Source organism: Flavobacterium plurextorum (genome assembly GCF_002217395.1).
Classification (GTDB): Bacteria; Bacteroidota; Bacteroidia; order Flavobacteriales; family Flavobacteriaceae; genus Flavobacterium; species Flavobacterium plurextorum.
Window position 1 is genome coordinate 217,069 of sequence record NZ_MUHD01000003.1, and the last position, 24,955, is coordinate 242,023.

Annotated in this window: 12 protein-coding genes; 4 read left to right on the plus strand and 8 right to left on the minus strand. The window is 34.7% G+C overall.

What is annotated here, in order from left to right:
- The 4 genes from B0A81_RS01880 (at position 1) to B0A81_RS01895 (ending at position 7,495) form a co-directional block, all read left to right on the plus strand.
- Complete coding sequence (locus B0A81_RS01880) at positions 1 to 2,184, plus strand: PepSY domain-containing protein (RefSeq protein ID WP_089056431.1); 2,184 nt, start codon at positions 1 to 3, stop codon at positions 2,182 to 2,184.
- Positions 2,185 to 2,431: 247 nt separating this feature from the next.
- Positions 2,432 to 3,439: an FAD:protein FMN transferase gene (locus B0A81_RS01885; RefSeq protein ID WP_089056432.1), complete on the plus strand. Its 1,008-nt coding sequence runs from the start codon at positions 2,432 to 2,434 to the stop codon at positions 3,437 to 3,439.
- Positions 3,440 to 3,757: 318 nt separating this feature from the next.
- On the plus strand, positions 3,758 to 6,127 hold the full coding sequence (locus B0A81_RS01890; RefSeq protein WP_089056433.1) for a TonB-dependent receptor: 2,370 nt from the start codon (positions 3,758 to 3,760) through the stop codon (positions 6,125 to 6,127).
- 33 nt (positions 6,128 to 6,160) lie between these two features.
- Entirely contained in the window at positions 6,161 to 7,495 is a 1,335-nt protein-coding gene (locus tag B0A81_RS01895) for a hypothetical protein (protein ID WP_089056434.1), read from the plus strand.
- A gap of 123 nt (positions 7,496 to 7,618) precedes the next feature.
- Here B0A81_RS01895 and B0A81_RS01900 read toward each other — a convergent pair whose 3' ends face one another.
- The 8 genes from B0A81_RS01900 to B0A81_RS01935 form a co-directional block, all read right to left on the minus strand.
- On the minus strand, positions 7,619 to 8,266 hold the full coding sequence (locus B0A81_RS01900; protein WP_089056435.1) for a Pr6Pr family membrane protein: 648 nt from the start codon (positions 8,264 to 8,266) through the stop codon (positions 7,619 to 7,621).
- A gap of 199 nt (positions 8,267 to 8,465) precedes the next feature.
- Positions 8,466 to 10,886, minus strand: a complete 2,421-nt coding sequence (locus tag B0A81_RS01905) for a sugar-binding domain-containing protein (RefSeq protein WP_089056436.1) — start codon at positions 10,884 to 10,886, stop codon at positions 8,466 to 8,468.
- Positions 10,887 to 11,129: 243 nt separating this feature from the next.
- Entirely contained in the window at positions 11,130 to 14,651 is a 3,522-nt protein-coding gene (locus tag B0A81_RS01910) for a malectin domain-containing carbohydrate-binding protein (RefSeq protein WP_089056437.1), read from the minus strand.
- Between the two features lie 368 nt (positions 14,652 to 15,019).
- Positions 15,020 to 17,749, minus strand: a complete 2,730-nt coding sequence (locus B0A81_RS01915; RefSeq protein ID WP_089056438.1) for an alpha-d-galacturonidase — start codon at positions 17,747 to 17,749, stop codon at positions 15,020 to 15,022.
- 109 nt (positions 17,750 to 17,858) lie between these two features.
- Positions 17,859 to 18,752, minus strand: a complete 894-nt coding sequence (locus B0A81_RS01920; protein WP_089056439.1) for a sugar phosphate isomerase/epimerase family protein — start codon at positions 18,750 to 18,752, stop codon at positions 17,859 to 17,861.
- A 183-nt stretch (positions 18,753 to 18,935) separates the two neighbouring features.
- A complete protein-coding gene (locus tag B0A81_RS01925; protein ID WP_089056440.1) occupies positions 18,936 to 20,081 on the minus strand; it encodes a sialidase family protein in 1,146 nt (381 codons plus the stop codon).
- A gap of 143 nt (positions 20,082 to 20,224) precedes the next feature.
- The gene (locus B0A81_RS01930; protein WP_089056441.1) at positions 20,225 to 22,975 is read right to left on the minus strand and encodes a glycoside hydrolase family 78 protein; all 2,751 of its coding nucleotides are present in this window, start codon (positions 22,973 to 22,975) and stop codon (positions 20,225 to 20,227) included.
- Positions 22,976 to 23,357: 382 nt separating this feature from the next.
- Entirely contained in the window at positions 23,358 to 24,926 is a 1,569-nt protein-coding gene (locus tag B0A81_RS01935; protein ID WP_089056442.1) for an MGH1-like glycoside hydrolase domain-containing protein, read from the minus strand.
- Positions 24,927 to 24,955 lie beyond the last annotated feature (29 nt).

Here is a 24,955-nt window from a genome sequence, read left to right on the forward strand (position 1 = left end):
ATGACTCTTTCATTCTGGCGTTACGCACATTTGGCCTTAGCCCTATTTTCTTCAATATTTCTGCTTTTAGCTTCTGTAACAGGTATTATTCTTGCCGTTGATGCTGTACAGGAAAAAACACTTCCGTATAAAGTTGAAAATTTTGATGCAATAACCTTAGAACAAACGCTGCCGGCATTAAAAAAAGCGTATCCAGAAATTACAGAACTGAGCGTTGATTATAATCAATTTGTAACACTTCAGGCAATTGATGAAGATGGAAATGATATTAACGCTTACATTGATCCAAGAACAGGAAAAACTTTAGGAACACCTGCAAAAAAAAGCGAATTTATTCAATGGATAACTGCTTTTCACCGCTCTTTATTTCTGCATGAAGCTGGTCGTTTTTTTGTTGGTGTTATTTCTTTTTTATTAGTCCTTATTTCTATTTCCGGCTTTGCGCTTGTTCTAAATAGACAAAGAGGAATTCGTAATTTTTTCTCAAAAGTCATAAAGGAATATTTCGCTCAATATTACCATGTTGTTTTAGGGCGATTGACTTTAATTCCGATTTTGATTATCGCATTAACAGGAACTTATTTAACGCTTGAAAGATTCAACTTCTTCATGGGCGATGAAAAAGCTAAACCTGTAAAAACAGAACTTTCAGCTGAAGCTAAAAAAACTTCAATCTTTAAAACCACACTTCTTTCTGACGTAAAAAAAATCGAATTTCCTTTTACTGATGATCCAGAAGAGTTTTATATCATAGCATTAAAAAATAAAGAAATTGAAGTAAACCAAGTTACTGGTGCAGTAATTACAGCGAAACAATCGCCAATAACTGCTCAATTTGCAGCTTTGAGCCTTGATCTTCATACAGGAAGAATTAATGCTGTTTGGGCTGTAATATTAGCAATTGCTTGTATTAATATTCTTTTCTTTATTTACTCGGGTTTTGCGATTACTTTAAAACGCAGATCAAGCCGAATCAAAAACAAATTCAAAGCACACGAAAGCAATTACATACTTTTAGTAGGTTCTGAAAACGGAAGCTCTTTTAGATTTGCAAACGCAATTCATAAACAATTAATAGATCAAGGACAAAAAGCTTTTATCGCAGAATTGAATAGTTTTTCGGTATATCCAAAAGCAGAACATATTATAGTTTTCTCTTCAACTCATGGTTTGGGAGATCCGCCATCAAACGGAAATAAATTTAAAGCGCTGCTGCAAAAACAAAATCAAGAGCAAAAGATTAAGTTCTCGGTAGTTGGTTTTGGTTCTACGGCATATCCTGATTTTTGCAAGTTTGCTGTTGAAATCGATCAGCTTTTAGAAAATCAAAACTGGACAGAACGTATTTTAGAACTTCAGACTGTAAATGACAAGTCGGCTGTTGAGTTTGTAAACTGGGTAAAGTCATGGAGTGCCAAAACTGGAATTCCTTTAGCCACAACACCTTCTTTATACAATCATGTTCCAAAAGGTTTACAGAAATTAATGGTTTTAGATAAAACCGCAATTTCTGAAGAAGAACATACTTTTCTAGTAACATTACGAGCCAATATGCGCGCCAAATTTAATTCTGGCGATTTATTGGCTGTTTATCCCGCTAATGATACTCGAGAACGCCTCTACTCGATTGGAAATCATTCTGGAAACATACAATTAGTTGTAAAATTGCATCCACACGGATTGGGTTCTGGTTATCTAAATGATCTTACTCCAGGAAATGTAATTAAAGCGAGAATCATCAATAATAAAGCTTTTCATTTTCCGATAAAAGCTCCAAAAGCGGCTTTAATATCAAACGGAACTGGTATTGCTCCTTTTCTTGGAATGATTGAGCAAAACAAGAAGAAAACTGAAACACATTTGTATTGTGGCTTTAGAATGGAAACAGAAACTGTAACGGGTTACAAAACGTTTACAGACGAAATGATTGAGAAACAAAAGCTGTCAAGTTTTCATTTGGCATTTTCACGAGAAGCGGAACATATTTATGTAATGGATCTTATAAAAAGAGATGCTGTATTTTTTGTAGATTTACTAAAACAAGGCGGCGTAATTATGATCTGTGGTTCACTTGCTATGCAAAAAGATGTAGAAACCATTCTTGATGAATTGTGTGTGGTAAATGGAACCAAAGATCTCCTGCATTATAAAAATAATGGACAGTTATTAACGGATTGCTATTAGTTAATTGATAATTGATAATTGTAATGGTTGATTTTTAAATCTTGATTTTCGAAATAGACAATACAAATCCAGAGGGATGACATATTATAGATCTAGTTTCAATTTCAACCAAGAGCCATCGGGGTGACATATTTTAATCGTTAAATATCGTTTTGATGAAGCTTCTTTTTGGCAAACAGATTAACTATCTATAAATATCAAGCTCGCTGGCGCTAAAAATAAAAAATGCTATCAAAAAAGATTTTTCATGCTTAGAAAAAACCTCAATACTTATTTAATTCTTTCTGTCCTACTATTTAGTTTGTCTGCACATTCGCAGGTTTTGCGTAAAAGAACTACACTTCTTATGGGCGGTCGTTTTGATATTAGTATTGTTGCTAAAGATTCTCTAACTGCTGAAAAAAATATAACTGAAGTAATTGCCGAAATTACCCGAATTGAAAATTTAATTTCGGATTGGAAATCAACTTCGCAAGTTTCTGAAGTCAATCAAAATGCGGGAATAAAACCAATTAAAGTCGACCGAGAAGTTTTTGAACTCACGCAAAGAGCAATTAAATTCTCTGAACTGACAAACGGAGGTTTTGATGTAAGTTTTGCTGCTATGGACAGAATCTGGAAATTTGACGGCTCGATGACCGAAATGCCTTCGGCAGAAGCCATAAAAAAATCAGTAGAAAAAGTAGGTTACAAAAACATTATTCTCGACAGTGTGCAATCGACTATTTTTCTAAAACTAAAGGGAATGAAAATTGGTTTTGGCGCTTTAGGTGAAGGCTATGCAACTGATAAATGCCGAACAATGATGCTTGAAAAAGGCATTAAAGCCGGTATTATAAACGGTTCTGGTGATATGAGTACTTGGGGAAAACAACCTAATGGCGAAGACTGGAAAATAGGTATTACAAATCCGTTTAAGCCAGAAAAACTCTTGGCAGTTGTGCCTTTAAATCAAGGTGCCGTAACTACCTCAGGCACTTATGAAAAGTTTGTAGTTTTTAATGGCAAACGATATTCTCATATTATAAATCCTGCAACCGGTTATCCTGTAACTGGATTATGCAGTGTTACAATCTTTGGTCCAAATGCAGAAACTGCAAACGGATTAAGTACTTCATTAATGATACTAGGTCAAAAGAACGGTCTGCTCCTGCTGCAAAAATTCCCAGAATACAGCTGCCTTATGATTACGGACAACGGAAAAGTAATCAAATCGAAGAACTTCAACATTAAACATTTCAAGACAAAACTTTAATGAAAGTCTCTAATTTTAAAGATTAAAATATTCGATTATTGATACTTTTTAAATTGTTTTCTCGTTTTATCTGCTCTATTTCACCATACACAAAACAGGTAAAAAACTAACAACAAGATACTTACATTTTATCTTTAGACCTCTGTTTTCCTTGTTTTCCCAACATTAGAAACTCTAATTTTGTTCTAATGATTTTCTAATGTAATTCTAATGATTTTCTAATTCGTTTATTTAGATTAAATTTAAATAAACTCATAAGTTTGTTGCACAATTTATTTAGTACACGCAGTTATGAGGTTTATTTATTTTATCTTTTTAATGATAACAATTACCGGATGGTCCCAAACCGGAACAATTACTGGAAAAGTAACTTTTGGTAAACATGAAACAGCTTTTGGAGCAACCGTATTAGTTTCAGGCACACAAAAATTCGCTGTTGTTGATAATGAGGGTAAATTTCAAATTAAAGGCCTTCCCTTTAAAAAATACACTTTAGAAGTTTCTTCATTAGAAGCAAATACAAAAATGGTAGAAGTTCACTTAAATCGTTCTTCACACCAAGTTACTATTACATTAGAGAAAAAAAATGATACTAAACATTTAAATGAAGTAGTAATTACTAAAAAGACGGCTAAAAAAGAGATTATAGATAAAGGTTTTTCTGTAAATGTAATCGAAACACAAGATGCTGCAAAAAGAAACATTCAAACTAATGATTTATTAGCGCAATCGGCTGGTGTTCGAGTAAGACAAAACGGAGGATTAGGTTCCAGCGTTAACTACAATCTAAATGGAATGTCAGGCAATTCAATCCGAATATTTATTGATGGAATTCCAATTTCAACATACGGATCTTCATTCAGTTTAAACAGTATTCCACCAGCATTAATTGAGCGCATCGAAGTTTATAAAGGTGTTGTTCCAGCTCATTTGGCAGATGATGCTTTAGGCGGTGCAATCAATGTAATTTTGAAAAAAGGAGCTAAAAATACCCTGAACGCTTCTGTATCTTATGGTTCGTTTAATACTACACAATCAAATTTCAACACCACATTTCGCGATAAATCAGGTTTCACTTTAAAAGGTTCTGGTTTTTATAATTACTCTGATAACGATTATGAAGTTTGGGGAAAATTTGTTTACAATATCTCACCAAACGGACGATATGAATATGTAAAAGCAAAACGTTTCAATGATGCGTACCGTTCTTTTGGCGGACGAGTTGAAGCTGGTTTTACAGATGTAAGCTGGGCCGATACATTTTTGATAGGCTTTAATGCTTCAGAAGATTTTAACGAAATTCAACATGGTCAATCGATGACTAAGCCTTATAAAGGTCGTTTTTCTGAAGCAACTGCAAGAGTTATTAGTCTTAATTATACTAAAAAAGATTTTCTTGCTAAAGGTCTTGAGTTTTCAGTAAACTCTGTTTTCAGCCAAAGAAACGAGGTAGTCAACGATACTGTTAAATGGAATTACAACTGGTTTGGAGAAAAAGCTTTAGGTCTTTATGGAGATCCTATTTTATCTCCAACTGGAGCACAGCAAGGTCCAAAAACAATACAACACATCAACAGCAATATTTTCAGCACAAGAGCAGGTTTGATTTATAACGTGAATGAAAAAAACAGATTAGTTTTCAATAGTATGCTTTATACTGTTGAGAGAGAGCAATTTGACGAGTTATCACCCTTAACAAGCAGTTTTCTTCCAACACGTGATTTACAAAAAAATGTACTTTCATTGGGTTATGAACTTCAAGCTTTTGAATCACGTTTAAGAGTCAATGTTTTTGGAAAACGCTACGGGCAAAAAACAGAAGAAAGAGATCCGATTATTGTTACTGAAAACGGTCAAAATAAAATTGTTGAAGTGGTAAAGAAGAATGACATTTCTTTCTACGGTTACGGATTTGCCTCTTCTTACTTTATTCTGCCAAAAATGATGTTCACCTTATCAGCAGAAAAAGCAATTAGAATGCCTAATGAGAATGAAATATTTGGAGATCCCGCAGAAAATCTAATAGGAAACAGTTCTTTAAAACCAGAACAAAGTAACAATTTAAATGTTGGATTACGATTTGGTCCTTATAAAATTAACGATCATAAATTCAGCATTGGAGGATCTGGTTTTTGGAGAAACTCAAAAGACAAAATCGTTCGTCAGTTTAGTAATCGTTTAAATGAAGCCTTGCAGACTACACCTTCTGTAAACTTAGGAAAAGCGCAGTCAATAGGTTACGAAGCTTCTTTCGAATACTCTTACAACAACAGATTGTTTGTTGGTATGAATATGTCAAAGTTTAACTCACTTTTCAAAGACAAATACGACATCAATGGTAATGTATTGCCGCATTATGACAAACAGCTTCCAAATGAGCCTTATTTTACTGTTAATGGAAATGCACAATACAATTTTAAAGATATCCTTCAAAAAAATTCAGAATTAAATCTGTATTACAATTTTGGATATGTAGGCGAATTTTACACGACTTGGCTTGAAATAGACAAAACAACAGCGCAGTTTCCACATGATTTAGGAATCAGTTATGCATTTCCTAATAAAAAATTCATTGTAAGCTTTGATGCCAAAAATATCACAGACGAACAAGTCTACGACAATTTTGCTGTGCAAAAACCCGGAAGAGCTTTTTACTTGAAGCTTAACTATACTCTAAACAAGTTTTAATACCTAATTATTTAATTTTTTAATGCTATAAATATGAAAAGAAGTACATTTAAATTACTTGCATGTGGATTGGTTTTAACCACATTTGCTCTTACTACAAGCTGCAGCAGTGATGACAACAAAAATGAAACACCAGTAAATCCAGAAACTAAAGACCGTTGGATAACCATTGCTGGAGCATTAATGCAAACGGAACCAGGTGATGGTAACGGAGGAACTAAAGTATTTTCTGTAAGTAAAGCTGACGCAAAAAATCCAAACTTTTCTATCGACGTTTACGAAAATGGAGCACCTGTACAATCTAGCAGAACAGCACGTTTACAATCATCTGTAGATGGAAGCACGCTTTTCAATATTACTTATACTGGAGCTAATGGAGGTGAATTTATGACCTATAAAGTAAACGGAGCTAAAAACTTTGTTCAATCTGGAACTACAGTAAATATTTCACAATATGCAGGAACTTCTCCAAGATGGAACAAACTTTTTGACGGAGATAAAACAGGAGTAGCAGTAAATGTTACAGCACCGGCTGTAGTTACGCAAGCAGATGGAAAAACGTACAAATACACTAGAGGTACAGCTACAGTTTTATCATTAGATTTACAAAATATCTTAATCTCAGCATTCAAACAATATGAACTTCCATTAGCAGCTGAAGAAGAAGCAAAAGGACACCACATTTTCCGTTTAGATGCTCCTACACTTAATAAAGCTGGAAACAAACTAATCATCGGTACTTGGATGCGTAAAACTGATCCTGCAACAGGAAAAATCGAAGCTGCATTTGATCGTTTAGGTTCTAAGTCAATAGTTGTTGATTACCCATCATTACAAAACCCTCAAATTATTACTTCAACAGTTGCATTTGGTGACACAAGCGGTTTCAGAAGTTTTAATAGTTTTGTAGGTACTGATGGTAATATTTATCAAGCTACTCAAAGAGATACTAAAAACGGATCATACATCTTAAAAATCAACCAAAGCAATCAATACGACAACTCTTATTCTTTCAGTTTAGATACTGCACTTGGAGTTAAAGGATCTTATATTGATGCTTGGAGATATGCTGGAAACGGAATTGCTTATGCTTTATATACTCATGATGCATCTAATGGACAAGGTTTTGTTGCAAGAATCGACCTTAATGCAAAAACAGCTAAATTAGTTGAAGGTATTGCATATGATGCTGCTTTAGATTTTGGTCAATACCAAGGTTTTGTAGTAGACGGAAACGATTTATACATTGCAGTTACACCAGTTGGTAAAGACGGTAACATCTATATTATTGATATTCCAACAGGCGCAGTTACTAAAGGTGCTAAATTGGTAAACAAACCAGGAAACCACTACATTGGTGTTTTCTAAGAACGATAACTTGAGTTATAGCGATAATTCTTGATTTTTTTTTAAATGGTAAATATTCCGCTCCTATTTTGGGGCGGAATATTTTTTTTTGATAGTTTCTAAAAATTGCTTTTACAAAAACAATTAAGCAGAATCCTTACTTCTGATTTTAGAAATTGAAACTAAAATCAAGGACAAAATTATAAAAGCAATTAGAACAAATAATCCGTTTACAAGAGCCGTTTTTAATCCCAATTTAGTAACATCTATAAAAGGGTAAGGATAAAAGCTGGATAAAAAGCCATGAAATATTGTATAAATCATATACAAGATTGGATATACCAGCCAATAGAGAATAACTTTAAAAGAGATTTTTTCTGGGCTTACAAAAAACAGCCAATAAAAGAAAAATAAAATAGGGACAACCGCATGAAATATTTCACTCACGATACGGTGATGTCCTTTTAAATCAGTAATTGAACGAAGAAGTAAATTAAAAACGATTCCAACAATCAAAATATAAACGGTAATCGCAGTGATGGTTGTACATTTTCTAAAAAAAGCATTTGCCATACTTTTTCCGCCAAACAACAGTATTGCTGTACAAAGAAAAACAATAGTATTTGTGGTAATTGTAAAAAAGCTAAAAAAGCGAACTGCAGCGCTTAAAAAAGTAAAATCAGATCCATTTAATAATAAATAAAACTGGGTTGGTAAAGCGTACAATTCGAGGGCAAAAATAATACCCAGCAAAATTTTCCCTTTAATTCTTGTGGTATTTTCTTTTTCCATATTTCACGTAGTCAGTTTACTAAAATAAAAAAAAATCCGCTTCGAAATTTTGAAAGCGGATTTTTTTATGTTTCACTCCTCTGGAGCTTATTCGATATACAACATATTTTCTCTATACATATATCGCTCTTCCAGAGCTTAAAAAATTATTGCTCCTCTTTTTGTTTAGAACAAGCCCCAGCGGGGACGGCATATAAAATTAATTAACCTTTATTTCAACTGACGAAACTGGAATGCCATTGCCTGTCGACGCCTTCAACTGAATATTTTCTTTCTTACCATTCGACTGGATTATAGCAATACATTTTCCGCTGAATAACTTGCAGGAATTAGCTTTAAAAGAATCCAAATTGGCTTGATAACCATTATCAACTCCAACCAATTTTCCGCCGCCAGTAACTTCAAAATTGATTAAATCTGTTGCGTTTGGTAATAAGTTTCCAGCTGCATCAACTGTAGAAACGGTTACATAAACCAAATCGTAAGTATCATTATTGATTATAGTTTTGTCTGCTTTTAAATCAATTTTAGAAGCTTCTCCGGCTGTATGGATTTCTTTTTCTAAAACTACTTTTCCATTCTTTCTTGAAATTGCTTTTAAAGTTCCTGGTTCGAACTTCACTTTCCATGAAATATGTAAATCATCATTTTGTTTTGATTTTTTCCCGAGAGATTTTCCGTTTAAGAATAATTCCACTTCATCAGCATTATTGTAATACGCCCAAACTTCAACTTCCTGATCTTTTTTCCAATTCCAATGCGGGAAAATATGTAAAACGTCTTTGTTTGACCATTCACTTTGGTACATATAATACACATCTTTTGGAAGTCCGGCTAAATCTACAATTCCGAAATACGAACTTCTCGCTGGAAATGGATACGGATCAGGTTCTCCGATATAATCAAATCCAGTCCAGATAAAAGTTCCCGCCATGAAATCTTGTTTCTTGATTGTTTTCCAATTTTCTTCGTGCGTTGCTCCCCAATACGATTTCACCTGATCGTAAGCCGAAACTGTCCAATCAGCATTTCCGTCAAACGGCGCGCCGTGCTTTGTCGGCCACGCTTTAATTCCATCTGGAAAATCATAATGTCCGCGTGTTTCTAAAGCCGAAACACTTTCAGAAGCCAATATTTTTTGCCCTTTAAAACGTGTTGGAAAATCTTTATAATCTTCGTGTTTGTAATTAAAACCTAAAAGATCCAAAGCTCCCGATTGGTAAATAAAATTTTTCTCAATTATATTTTCGGTCAAAGCCGAAGTCACAGGACGAGTTGTATCTAATGATTTTACGATTTTAGCTAATTCTCTGGTAATTGCAATTCCAGTTGAGTCAAACTGTTCTCTAATTTCGTTACCAATACTCCACATCATAACCGATGGATAATTACGATCTCTTTTGATAAAATCTTCTAAATCCTGTTTGTGCCAAGCATCCCAATCTTTATGGTAATCGTTCGTTACTTTTTTCTTTTTCCAAACGTCAAAAGCTTCGTCCTGAACGATGAAACCCATTTCGTCGCACAATTGCATCATTTCTAAAGAATGCGGATTATGAGACATTCTGATCGCATTTGCTCCCATTTCTTTCATTAAAGTCAGCTTTCTTCTAACCGCATGAATATTTTCTACAGCGCCCAAAGCACCATTATCATGATGCAGACAAACTCCGTATATTTTCGTTGGAACTCCATTTAATGAAAAACCTTTCTCCGAATCAAAATTAAAATATCGGAAACCTAGCGGCGTTTCGTAATTGTCGACAAGTTTAGATTTCTCATAAACTTTAGTAATAACTTTATACAAATACGGATTTTCTGTACTCCACAATTTTGGCTGCTTTAAAACCAAATCATGAACCTTTTTTTCTGTTGTTTTAGCACCAATTTTTTCTGTTGAAGTAAAGTTAGCAACTTCTTTATTTTCAGCATTTATAATCGAAGTAACCAATTTAAATTCTTTTGCAGCAGCATTATCATTGTCAATAGTAACTTCTAGATGTATTTTAGATTTTTCTGCTGAAACTTCTGGAGTCGTTACATAAGTTCCCCACTTCCCTACATGCAGTTTTTCGCTGGCAACCAATCTCACATTTCTATAAATTCCAGAACCTGTATACCATCTAGAATTTGGCTGCGCATCATTATCAACTTTTACAGCAATTACATTCTCTTTTCCAAAGTTCAAATATTGGGTCAAATCATAACCAAAAGAAATATATCCATTTGGACGTATTCCTAAAGATTTTCCATTTATGAAAACCTCGCTGTTTTTAAAAACACCGTCAAATTCAATCGAAATCGTTTTGTTTTTCCAATTATTAGAAACGGTAAACACCTTGCGATACCAACCTTTTCCAGCAGGTAAAAATCCTTGCGCTTGCTTCGTTTTACTATTTTTATCAAAAGCACCTTCGATGCTCCAGTCGTGCGGCAATTGAAGTGTTCTCCAATCTTTCGAATTAAAATCGGCTTGAATTGCTGTTGGATAATCTCCCAATTTAAAGTTCCAGTTTTTATTGAAGTCTTCCACAATTCTAGCTTGCTTCTGTGCAAAAATTGATACCGAAAACAATAACGCAATTGCTATTTTTTGAAATATGTTTTTATGTTTAATCATAAATATGTTTTTTTATTCTAATCTAAAATTTTACACCGCTTTGTCAGGCTGAGCGAAGTCGAAGCCCGTGCAAACAAAATCGGCAATCTTTGTCGAATTTCTTGTGGAGATCTCTCCTTCGTCGAGATGACAAACTGAATGTGATAAACGTTGGGTCACATACTTTACGAGAGCTTCGACTTCGCTCAGCCTGACAATCGGAATAAACCTTTGTCCCTCTGAACCTTTGAACCTCAAAAAAACTTATTGAAACTCAAAATTATCTAACATTAATCCTTTCAAATCATCACCTTCCAACGTTATTTTATAAGTTCCAGCGTTAATATAACCGCCGGAAGTTGTATTTAAAATTTTCCATTTTTCTGGTGAAGGGAAAAACTCAATCGTATCATTTCTCATCAAAATTCCGTACGCATCTTCCATTTTAAATTTCACTTTTAACGGTGTTTCATTTCTATTCATGAAACGGAAACGCATTAAATAAATTCCCGCAACACCAGGTTTTACTTCAAACTCAATGCTGTTATTAGTCTGTTTTGTGAATTCGATATAATCTGCTTTTTTGAAATTTCCTTTTTCAATTCCGTCTCCTTTTGTTTTTGCTTTTTCGGCTTCAATAATAACTACAGGTCTTGAATCGTCTTTTTCGCCCATATCATAAGTTTGAACGACTGCAATTGAAGATATTGTTTCCGAATTATCAAAAACAACTTTTTCTCCTTTCTTTACTTTTTTAGTAAAAACGTCAAATGAAATTCCGCTGCTGTTTTTCGCTTTTTCTTCAATTTTCTTATAATCAGAAAGCCAATTTAATGTTTTAGTGATTTTACTGTCAATTAAAACATAAACAGTCGATTCTTCTTTTACAGTAAATGAACCAGAAGCTTTTGAATCAGCCGAAAACTGCAAATAATCTGCGCCAAAAATTTCTGAAGACAATTCAGTAAAACTCACATCTGAATTTATGAATTGCTTCGAATTAATACCTAACCAAGAAGCTATTTTAAAATCTTTAGAATCTAAACTTACATTCTGAATATTTCTAGGTGATTCATTTGCAGGTTTTAAATCTTTATTTTTCGTCGCAATTGCAATTGCAGCAATTATAGCCTGTGACGCTTTTACATTTGGAAACGAAATCACAATTTTTCCATTTTTACTTTTTACAGCAAATGTTTTCTTTAAGGCTTTATCATGACCAGCTTCTGCCCAAATATCAAAATCTTTTAAAACTACATTGTTATTTATTGCCACATCAAATAAACGCCATCCTTTGCAGTCCATTCCGCCACCAGTTCCATACCACGGTTCTGTGAAGTACAATTCGACTAAATATTCTCCGTCTGGTGCAGGAAATTCATAGTGTAATTTGTCGACACCATATCTAAAACTCTGAAATAGCTCAGGATCATTTGTTCCGTTTATTGGGTCGAAAGTCGTTCTTTGGCTGGCGAAAAAATCAGGCAATTTTTCAAAACTATCTGTCCATGATAAAGAACCCCAAGTGTTTTGTCCGTTTTTGTGCGCATCGGAAAGCCAAGTATTTCCCGATGAATCTGTCCATTCAGAACCACCGCAATTGACTCTGTAAATGTAATTATAACCGCTTTTGGCTTTTGTAATATCCGTTTTATCCGCTGTCAAAGAATCAAAACTTGGCGCTTTTGGAAAACTATTTAAAACAATATAATCTTTCGCAACTGCCTTTCCGTTAACATATCCAACAGCATAAAGAACATTATACTGAATATTGACATTGTTAAACTGAAAATGCTTTCCGATTCCTGGATTTTTTAGTTTTCCTAAAGAAGATTTATTTACATCATTAAATAATTCTACTTCATCACAATTAGAGTAAATATCGATTCCATTTTTGACACCAGGTTTTTCCCAACGACTTGGCCAAGTATGCGAAACGATATAAACCATCGGATTGGTTTTGTTCGAAACATAATTAGCGCGATACATATAAAATGCATCCAGAGGTTCACCCCAAATCGTAAAAAGGCCTTTATAATTTACAGGTCCAACTTTGTCAATATCTCTAAAACCTTCTCCGTTTTGAACTCGTCCCGGGTTCTCATGCGAAGCAAAAAGCCAGTTAAATTGTCCCGCAATTTTATCTTTCACCGATTCGGCTTCTCTGATTTTAATTTCCATTAATTGAGAAAAACGGTTTTCACTTAAAGTCCCTTTCTGATCAAACTCACCTTCCGTATGTAAATCAGCTGAACGCCATGCACCGTATTCGCCATTTAATAACTGAGTAGTCATTTCTAAATGGTATTTTAAAGGATCTCCGCCATAAGTTCCTGACCAGTTTTGCACCACATTCCAATCAGTTCCTTCTCCTCCATTGCAAGTTGTTACAATGCGTTGAGAAGCTGATAAAGGATCCATTTCGCGAATTATCTTCGTGCATTCTTCTGCAAATGCTGCTGGGATTGTACTTTCATTCTGTAATCCCCACATGACAACCGATGGGCTGTTTCTGCGTTCCTTAATCCATTCTCGTAATAAGGTTTTAAAGTTCTCTTTAAACTCAGGGGTATCGTACCAAATATGTGCTGAAAACTGACTCCAAAACAAGATTCCGTTTTCATCTAATTCTTCCTGATATTTTAAATTATGAGGCTGATGTGCTTCTCTAAAAGCATTAAATCCGCCTGCTTTTATCTGTTCAATTCTAGAATGAATCATTTCATCTGAAAACGAATGACTATTTCCAATTAAATGTTCGTATTCACAAGTTCCATTGATGAATACAGGTTCATCATTGATAAAAAAGCGATTGTCTTTTCCGTCTCGGCTGACTGGCCAACTCACCCAGCGGATTCCGTAAGGCGTTGTTAATTGGTCGATTATTTTTCCGTTTTCATAAACTGAAGTTACCAATTTATACAAATACGGATTTGATGGCGACCATAATTTTGGATTTACAATCTCAGGAAGTGTCTGCGTAATTTCTTTTGTTTCTCCTGAACTGTTTTTGGTATCTATTTTTTTGACTGCGACTTTCTTTCCTGGAGCATCAAAAAGGATATTTTCAATCGTTAAGTTTCGATCTGAAGTACTGTAATTCTTGATCTCTGTAGTTGTATGAAGAATCGCTTTTTGTTTCGAAACCGATTTGTCATTCCAAATATGAACTCCAAACGGCTGAATTCTAACGTTGTTTGTAATAATTAAAGTTACAGGTCTAAAAATTCCCATTGGCTGAGAACCTTCTGAAAATCCCCATTCGCCAGAACAGCCTCCACAAACCCAAGGAAGATCTGCTATAAAAGATGGATGTGCTGCTTTTACTAAAATTGTATTTTCCTTATCAAAAGAAACTGTTTTTGAAATGTCTAATGTAAAAGTAGTTCGCCCGCCTTTATGTTCGCCTGCTTTTTTGCCATTTACCCAAACGGTTGCGTACGAACTAACACCTTCAAAATATAGAAAAAGCTGTTTTGAAATGTCTTTTTTATCAAGCTTTAAAGTCTTTTTATACCAAGCTGTACCATGCAAATTTCCATGTTTTGTTCTTCTAAAACCATAATACTGATCCCAATTGTGAGGGATATTTACATTTAACCATTGATCCGATTTTGGATTCTCCACAAAAGATTTCTCTTCTTGCGGATTATCCAAAATAATGGTTTCCCAAGATGAATTCAGCGAAACTTCCTTTCGAACTTTCGCTGAACCTTTTGTGCTTTGACTCCAAACAAAGCATAAACTTGAAAAAAAACAAAAAATAAAAAAAACTACTCTTTTCATATTTTCTTTATTGAACCATATAAGTAATATAAGGTTGTTAAAGTTTTTATTTTACTCCCTTTTTTGTCATTTCGATCTCGAAGCCTCGCGAGAGAAATCTTCGCAAGCAGCTCGACAAAGATTGGCAAAATTTCTGAACGAAATTCCTAGTGTGATTTGCTTCGCCTCTTCGCTATCGCACGGGTCTCGTTCCTTGGAATGACAATATTGTGTTTATATTTTGCGAGCAAACCTGACGGGTTTTAAAAACCCGTCAGGTTTAACTCAACGTTGAGCCGCGTGAGGGATTGAGGCGGTATCCTTTTGTGAAGTGAAACGGAACAAAAGATATAGCCGAAAGCCCGACCCGGAGGGACACGCCCAAACTATTAATAAAACAACCAGTCTATAGCTGCTTTTTCTCCTGCATCGATATATCCAACATCACGCGGCGTTATAGTTTGATCAGCATCTATAAAACCTAAAATCAATACTTTTCCTTTTCCTAAATCTAATTTATTCTCACCCGGCTGAAACGTGTATGTATGGATATTTACACGTGGCAGCTCTTTTAAATTCATGGCACTTGCCAGAATAACTTCGGCTTGACCGTGCGCATTTCCTGCTGCATCAGTTTCTAAACTTGGCGGTAATAAAAATCTCTTTTGATCTGAATTGAAATAACCAACTACTAATTTAACTGCTTTTGTATTTCTAAACTTCAAATGTGTTCCTTTTTCGTTTTGATCGTTTTCTACAAAAGTAAAACCTTTTAAATTTTGCAGTTCAGGAGCTATTTTAGTTAATTCTGAAATATCTGTTCCGTAAACTTTTGTTCCTGTTTTTACTAAATAAGTCCCCGGTTTTTCATTGATGAAACTTACTTCTGCTGTTTTCCAAGGTTTTCCTTCTTTGGTTTCAATTTTACCATCTTTTGAAGATTTTAACTTCTCTAGATTTCTTTTAAAATTGGCTAACTCACGTTCGTAATGCGGTAATAATTCTTCCCAAGTCTTATTATTTCCATCGTCACCACCAATTGGAATTCTTCTTTGAGCCGTCTGCATACTATTGGCATAGTAATAAGTATCTTTCGTAAGGTTTACCAATAATTCGTAATGCTCGATACTCTTCTCTAAATGAGGCATCGCTTTATCTAAATCGGTAATATCGTTTGAATAACTGTATCTTAAAACCAATAAGGCTGCTTTTACTTTTTCTGAGAAAAAATCGGCGAAAGCCTTGTAAGCATGAATATCATTTTTAAGACGCGCAAATTCTTCTTTATCTTTTGTAACACCAGCTTCTGCTTTGTCGATAGCTTCAACGGCTAACCTTCCGTGTTCAGTTATTTCGGCAATAATCTGTGTTGGAAGTTCACCTGAATGCGGTTCTTTATTCCATTCTTTTTTTGCATATTCTAAAAGCAATTCTCCCGCAGGTCCACATGATTCGTGGAATCCTGGATATACTCTCCATTTTGATGGATTTACCAATTGACTTTCAAACATTCCTAATAATAAGGTTTGACGGTTTCCTTCTGTAATTCCGAAACGTCTCAATGTTTTTGGTGCAATTTCTCCTGTTTCTTCGTAAGCTTTTAAAATATTATTTGCAGCTTCTTGATCTGTTCCGTATTTCGAAGCCAGATCTTTATCCCAGAATTTAACTTCTTCGTTTCTATCTCTTTTGCTGTCCCACGCATATCTTGCCCAAGCTTTGTACCAAATCCAGTCACGATCCATTTCTAATAAACGCTCGCCTGTTTTTGTTTTATCTGCAGAATAGGGCCAATCCCAGTATGAGGCCTGCGGATATAAATGCAGCGCATTTGCTCCGTGTACACTATGCATGGCTTTTACTGTTTTTTGAATAAAATCTGGCGAACCGTATCTAAAAGGTTCAAGATTTGCTAAAATATGAACGTTTTCAATATGAATTGACTTTAAAGCGCTTAACTGCTTGTGTGTTTCTCCCCAAGGTCCGCCCGGCGTATAAGTCGTTAAAGATTCTCCTGTATATTTACTTTCTGTGTATAGATTTTTATATAATGGAAGTGATTTTTCCATTACCAAAGGCCCATCTGTATCATGAGAACGAAGAATAATCGGCGGCTCTTCTGTTTTTCCTAATGCCTGCAAACCGTCGCGAACGCCTGGAATAATTGTTTTTGTAAACCATTCTACGTCGTCATCAACTGTATTTATTGCTTCTCCTAAACAAACCATTAATCCAACATTTGGATATTTTTCGATAAATGCGGCAATTGATTTTCTCGTATAATCTGAAAGCAAAGGCGTAATTGGACGTGAACGATCTTGCGTTTTAATATTGTAATGCTCAGCAAAAGGCTTAGAAACAAGAATATTATAAAACATTTGAATAACCCAGATTCCACGTTTGTTTGCTTCAACTGTCAAGAATTTATAGATTTCTTCGTTCTTTTTGAAATCTTCATCGCTGACTTCTACTGCAAATGGATATTCTTTTAGCTTCACTAAAGAAGCAAAAGGATGTCCGTTCCATAAATACAGTGAATTCATTCTGTTTTCTACCAGCATATCCAAATACTTCACCCATAATTTTTTATCATAAAACCAAGGAAAAGTTTCTGGTGTATATGGATATTCGTAAACATCACGTCCCGGAAGATAAACTGGTTTCTGCATTCCGATGCACGCACCTCTCAAAACCATTTCCGGACTGTCTTCGATATTAATTTCTGTCGGAAGTTTTCCTGAGTTTTTAATTTTATCTGCTAATTCTAATGCACCATACAAAGCTCCAGACGCATCAGTTCCTTCAATATAAATGATATTTTTTTGAGTGCGAATTTGAAAGCCTTCTTTTTTTATTAGCTTACTATCGTCAATTTTAGCGCTTTTTGCGTTTTGTTTCCAGAAATCAGTTCCTTTTTCTCCAATAACAATTATCTGATCTTTTGATTTTTTGAATTTATCAGAAGCAGTTGTGCTGAATCCTTTTGAAGAAAGGGTTTCTGATAATTTATCTGCTCCAAATTTTGCTCTCGGCGAACTTGGATCACTAACAATAGTGATGTTTTGCGCTGCAGCAAAAGAGACGTAAAAACATAAAAAAAGTAATTGTAAATATTTCATGGTATATAATTTATTCTAAAAAATAATTGAAAATTAATCTCCAAGATCTGCTCAATCTGCGAGAGTAAAATTTCTCACGCAGATTGAGCAGATTAGGCAGATTTTTATTTTAATTCTGGAAAATCTTTTTCAAATACGCCACATTAGCGCCATAATTGGCTTTTACATTATGTACTTGTGTTACATCGCGAGAACGTTCTACAATCAGCCATCCGCTCCATTTCATTTCATCCAGCGTTTGTTTGATTTTTGGCATGTCGATCGCTTTGTCATTTTCCAACCAAAATTGATCCGTATTTGAAGCGTGAATTTGTGCTAAATATTTCTTTCCTAAGATTTTTAATTCTGATGAAATATCTCTGCCGTTATCAACTGCATTGGCAAAATTGAAAGAGCTTTTTATATATTTCGAACCAACATCTTCTAACAGTTTTTTCTCTTCAGTCGCGCTCAAAGAAGTTTCAATCGCAATAACACCGCCAATTTTTCCAACTTCTTTTCCTGCCCATTGCAGCCTTTTAATCACTTCAGGACGCAGTTCAGGATTTTTAACCAAATCCGTTTGAGTTCCTAATGGAAGATATGCCACTTTTACGTTCATATCTTTCATTGCCTTGATACAATCTGTAATCATTGGCGTAATTTCTCTTGTTGCGAAAGACTGTGCATAAAATCCAGACATGGCAATAGAACTAATTCCAACTCCAGTTTCTTTCGATTTATCTAAAAACTTTTGTCTTTCTACAGGATCACCCAATTTGCTGTCAAAAGTTGGACGGTTTCCTAAACCTCCCATATCAAGCTCAATTCCGTCAGCTTTTATTTCTGAAGCTAAACCAAAAGAACCTAATTTTTGTCTTTTTAAAATCATCCAGTCACAAACCGCAACTTTATATTTTTGCTTTTTATTGGAAGACTGAGCCGTTGCACAGCTGTTGAACGCTGTTGACATAACAACTAACAGTGCAACAATTATTTTTTTTTGAATAAAAATTGATTTCATATTGTTTATTTTTTTGCTCACTCCCGATAACTATCGGGATAAAAGGATTAAATAGATAAAAAAATCTGCCAAATCTGCCAGATCTGCGGGAAAAATTTTTACTCTCGTAGATTGAGCAAATTTTAGAGATTAACTAAAATTAAAAAATCATTTTAATCATTTTAATCTGTGGCAATATCTTTATTATTCTTCCTCAGCTTTTACTGCTTTCACCTCTTTACCTTCGTCTCCCGGCCAGATTCCTTTTTTGATAGGAAGCGCAACCAGTTTACTTGGATCGATTTTTACATATTTCAGTTTTTCTCTTCTCCAAGTGTAAACGATATGAACCATTCCGTCAGAACTCTGAATCATTGACGGATAAGAATACTGGCTGATTTTTGAATCTTCTAAAACTAAAGCTGCATTCCAATTGATTCCGTCTTTCGAAACCGAAACATTCAATGGTGTTCTTGGTCCTTTTGCTTCAGTTCCTGGAGGTAGAACATGATTGTAAACTAATAAATGTCTGCCATCTTTTAGCGTTACTGCATCTGTTCCTGAGTTGTTATTTGGAAGTCCTATTAACTCCACATCCGACCAAGTTTTTCCGTTATCTTTTGAGAATGTGCTAAAAACAGCTCTATTTCTAGTTCTGCCAATAGCCTGAATACTTCCGTCTTTATGAAATAAAATACTTGGTTGAATGGCATTAATTTTTTGTTTCCCTCTTGAAAGTGTATCTCCCATAACCCAAGTTTTTCCAAAATCTGGAGTAGATTCCATACGAAGTCTCCATCCATCGCCTTCGATACTTGACGGACATAATAGAGTTCCGTTGCTTAATAAAACTGGTTTGTTTTTGATTGGTCCTAAGAAACCATCAGGCATTTTTTTCGCCTCAGACCATGTTTTCCCGCCATCAGATGAAGTTCTGATTACGCCCCACCATTCTGATGGTTTTGGTCCGATTTTATAGAAAAGCATTAAATCACCACCCGGAATTTGATACAAAACAGGATTCCAAGTTGGTAATCTTGGTCCTTCTTTCATTACTCCATCAGCTACTTTAACGCCTTCGCTCCATTTATCGCTTCCTTTAGGTTTTATGCTTACATAAATACAAACATCAGGATTTCTCTCGTGAGTTCCTCCAAACCAAGATGAAACTAAATCACCATTTGTAGCTTCAACAATTGTAACTGCGTGGCAAGACGGATAAGGTGCTTTATCATAAATAAATTCATCTACTAAAATACCTTCTTTCCAAGTCTTTTTTTCTAAAGCCGATTTACAACTTCCTAAAAGGAAAAGTCCAAACAATACAAATGCTAATTTTGTTATTTTCATTCTCAATTTTATTATGAATTAAAATTTTCGATTATAAATACATACCTAACATTTTTTTAGGTGAAAATATTTATTAAGTGTAAAAATAACACTAAAAAATTAACAATGTATCCTGTACTGTCCCGAATTATTAAAAATGCAGTTTATTTAACGTTTAAAAGATATGTTCCTGAAGAAAGTGTAACAGCTAGATTACTTTTTTCAGTTTTATACAAATATGAAGTTTTATCTAACTGTTGTTTATTGACAGAAACAGCCGAAACAGTAGTTGTTGGCAGATAAACTATTGCAGAAGTATTTGCTGGAATAGTAATACTCCAAACCAAAGCTTTTTTATCTTTTTTCCAATCACTTTTAATTGTTCCGTAAATCGATTCGTAAGAAGCGTTTACATAAGTCAATCCCGCATTAAAATCTGGTTTCATAACGATTTGTTTGAAACCCGGAGTTTCAGGATTACTTTTGATTCCGGCCATATTTTCGTAATACCAAATCAATAAATCGCCTAAAAGCATCACATGGTTTTGTGAATTCATTGCTGGATCGGCAGTATTACCATTCCAAAGTTCCCAAATGGTTGTTGCACCGTTCTCGACCATATAACCCCAGCTTGGATAAGTTTTATTAGATGCCAGTTTAAAAGCTAAATCTCCACGACCGAAATTAGTCAGCGTACGCATTAAAAACTGAGTTCCGATAACGCCTGTGCTGACATGACCGTTTTTAGTTACTTCAACTTCATGAACCAAACTTTCAAAAACTTTTTGCTCAAATCCTTCTGGAACCATTCCAAAAGTCAACGGCAATAAATTAGCAGTTACCGTATTGTTGGCGTAATTGTTTTTTGCTGTATTAAAATATTTTGCATTGAATGCTTTCTTGATTCTTAAAGCTAATTCATCATAATGTTTAATATCTTTTTCAGCATTTGCAATCACAGCAAACTTCTTCATGATATTTAAAAGCTGATAATAAAAAGCACTCGAAATCAATTCTCCATCTGTCAAACGAGAAGGATCTTTCGAACGAATCAATTCTAAAGATTCTGGCGGAACGCACCAATCTCCATATTTATCTTTGGTCATGATATCGTTATCCAAATAGTTTTCTTCCATATAATCCATCCATTTTTTCATAGACGGATATTGTTTTTCCACTACTTTTTTATCTCCAAACTGTTGATACAACATATCAGCAACCGTAATATACGTTCCCGGCCACGTTACATTATCACCATAATAACGCCAGAAAGCAGGCGCTACATCCGGAATTCCGCCGTCGATAGTTTGTGCATTTTTAATATCATCTAACCATTTAGCGTATAAAGTCTGATTATCAAATAAGAAACTTTCACCGTAAGCTCCCGTCGTTCTATCTCCTAACCAAGGCTGACGTTCATTTCTCTGCGGACAATCAATTGGCATTCCTTTATAATTCCCGCTGATTCCCCACCAAGCATTCTGAAAAATCTGATTCATAATCGGATTCGAAGAATCAAAAGTTCCTGTAGTTGCAATGTCATCGTAAACGACTTTTCCAGCAAAATTTTCTAAACTTGGTTTTGTTTTAAAACCTGAAATTTCAACAAATCTAAAACCGTGATAAATAAAACGAGGTTCCCAAACTTCTTCGCCTTCACCTTTTAAAATATAAATATCAGTGGTTTTGGCATCACGCAGATTGGCAATATACAACGAACCATCAGATTGCAAAGATTCGGCAAATTTCATCGTGATTTTATCCCCTGAATTTCCTTTTACTTTCAATTGTAACCAGCCTACCATATTTTGTCCCATATCTAAAATATATGTTCCTTTTGGTGTCTGTTTTATAGAAATCGGTTTTACTTCCCGTTTAATTTTCATATTCGCCGACATCTGTCCTTCATAGAATCCGCCCGGTTCCTGAACATATTCTGCCGAAAGCCACTTTTTATCATTAAAATTTATAGTATTCCAGCCTTTCATTTCTTTACGGGCATCATATTCTTCGCCGTCGTATTCGTTGTTCGATAAAATTGGTCCATCGGTAGTAATTTTCCAAGTTTCGTCTGTGCGAATAACTTCTTTACTTCCGTCTGCATATTCAACAAACAACTGTAAAGCCATTTTTGGATATCCAAAAGTCTTAATTTTATAAGGTTTGTAATCCTGACGCATCGTAAAAAAACGTCCGTTTCCTAAAATAGTTCCCAATGCATTTTTACCTTCCTGCAATTGTGAAGTCACATCAAAAACATTGTATTTTACATTTTTCGTATAATCCGTTGGAACGGGAGCCAAAACCTGATCGCCAATTTTACTTCCGTTAATGTAAAGTTCGTACAACCCCATTCCTAAGATATAAACTTTGGCGCTTTTGACTTTCTTTTTCAAGTCGATTTCTTTTCGCAGATAACGCGCAGATAATCTAGAATACTGCGAAATACTATCTCCAGGAGACGTTTTTTCATATCCAATCCAGCGTGTCGATTTCCAATCCGCATACGTTAAAATCCCAATGCTGAAGTGTGCTGTTTCTGCCGATTTTACGTCGCCTTTATTGGTAAAAACAATTACTTTCCAGTAAACATCTTGTCTGTCTTTTAGTTTTTTCCCATTATAAATCACATTTACAGATTCATCGCTTTGAACCTTTCCGCTGTCCCATAAATCTGCATTTCCTGCATTTAGTTTTTCTAAAGACGAAGATGCTAAAATTTGATAAGCAGTTTGTTTTACATCATTTACGTTTGCTTTTATTTTCCAGCTCAATCTTGGCTGTAAAACATCGATTCCTTCTGGATTGGTCAGCATTTCGCACTTTAAATCCACAACACTTATTTTGTTTTGGGCTTTCGCCGAAATTGTGAAAAGTGAAAGGAATAATGTTAGATGTAAAAAAAACTTTTTCATAATTTTATTTTAAGTCCCAGAGGGACGATATATTTATAGATATTATAATGGTAATTTCATTAAGCCCCAGCGGGGCGACATAATTTTCTATAGGTATCGCTCCGCCGGAGCTTTTTATCATTTGGGTGTATATTTTGCTATAAATATTATGCTTCTCCGAAGCATCCAAAAACTTTACTTACGATAACTTCACGTTCCCAACGGATTAAAATCCGTTGCTACAGTATAATTCATTCCTCTGGAATTTCACAACGCCTAAAAGTTCCATCGGAACGATTAATTTTGTAGGGATGGATTTCAATCCGTCCTTCTTTATGGAAATGACAAAAAGAAAAAAATCCGTTTTAATCCGTTTTTAATCCGCGTCATCTGTGTCCCATTTTTACTCCGAAATCACTCGTTCCAATTTATCAGAAACTGCAATTTCCTTTCCGTTTTTAAAGATTCTGAAACCTTTACCCTTTTTATATTTTTCTCCGGTTTTATCCCAAAGAATCGTAATAATATTTCCGTGGTATAAAACATTGTCTAAACAAAACCAATCCCATTTTTCCTGCGGAATTAAAGGATTCACTTCTATCTTTTCATCTGTTCTTGGACGCAAACCAACCAAACCGGTAATCATTAAATCATTAAAAGTCGAGTGGTTATAATAACGACTTCTTTCTCTGTCGCCCATTAACCAATAACCTGTAGTTTCGTCTAGATATTCACCAAGATAAGGTCTTCCGCGGTAATATTGTGATTCTACATACAAATTCATTTGCTTGAAATAATCGTTTTTGGCAACATAATTCTGATTGTAATTATTCAAAACATTGGCTAAAGCTGTTAATGTCTGCGAACTTGCAAAAGGCCAAATCGCGCCGTCCCATTCGCAGGTTCCTGTTCCGTGCGTTCTAAATCTCGGACTTCTTCGTTCTGCCGTTGTTAAACCAAATGGTGCCGAAAATCCTTTTTCATCCTTAATCTGCTCCCAAGCTTTCTCAAAACCTTTTCCTTTTTCAGGAAGATTAAAATACCACGGAATAAATCCTATAGCCTCTCTAACTTGTGCTAATGTATCTTTTTCTGTCAAAGTTTCAAAGAATTCACTTTTTGGATTCCATAATTTGGTTTCAATCAGTTGTTGCAAAACATCAGCTTTAGCTTTAAATTTTGCTTCCGCTTCCTTATCGCCTTTTATGGCAGCCATTTTAGAAATCGCTGTGGCATTTCCATACATATAACTATTAATCGTTGGTCTTGCATTTTGCACTTTTCGTCCGCCGCTTAAAGATTCTTCCATTCCATCTTTTACATCATGCTGCCAAAACAAACCGTCCTTACGTTGACGTTCTTTCTCCCAGACGGCATAATCTGTAACCATGTCTGGATACAAATCCAATAAGAATTTTTCATCCTTATTCACCAAATAACGATTGTATAAAGCATCCGCTGTCCAACTGCTGAATTTATACAATTTGTTCATCGGTTTTCCATCATTTCCACGATACCAAATTTTTACATCCTGCTCGATATACTGCGGATCATGAACCCATCTGAATTCGTTTATATGATGCCCTAAAGCACAACTAATCATATTGTATTTATCGGCATACGAACGATCTACCAAAAATTCTGTAATCGCAAATCCCTGAGGTGTTTTTTTGATATGTTTACGAACGCTCCACCAACGGAAATAATAAATTTCCTCAAAATTTTGCTGTGGACATTCAAACAACGGAATATTCTTTTCCATCCAAGTCCAAGCAGAATCATTAGGAATCGCAAATTTTAAGTTCTCATCTTCCATCGTGTTGAAATAATCAACATAATGTTTGAAGTTTTTTTCTTTTAAAATAACTGATTTTCCTTTTTGAGAATATTCCGCAGTCGATTTACAACCACTGTTTATACAAGCAATTACTATCGAAAGTGTTATTATTTTATGTTTGAAATGTTGTAACATATTCTAAATTATTATTTTAAAACTAATTA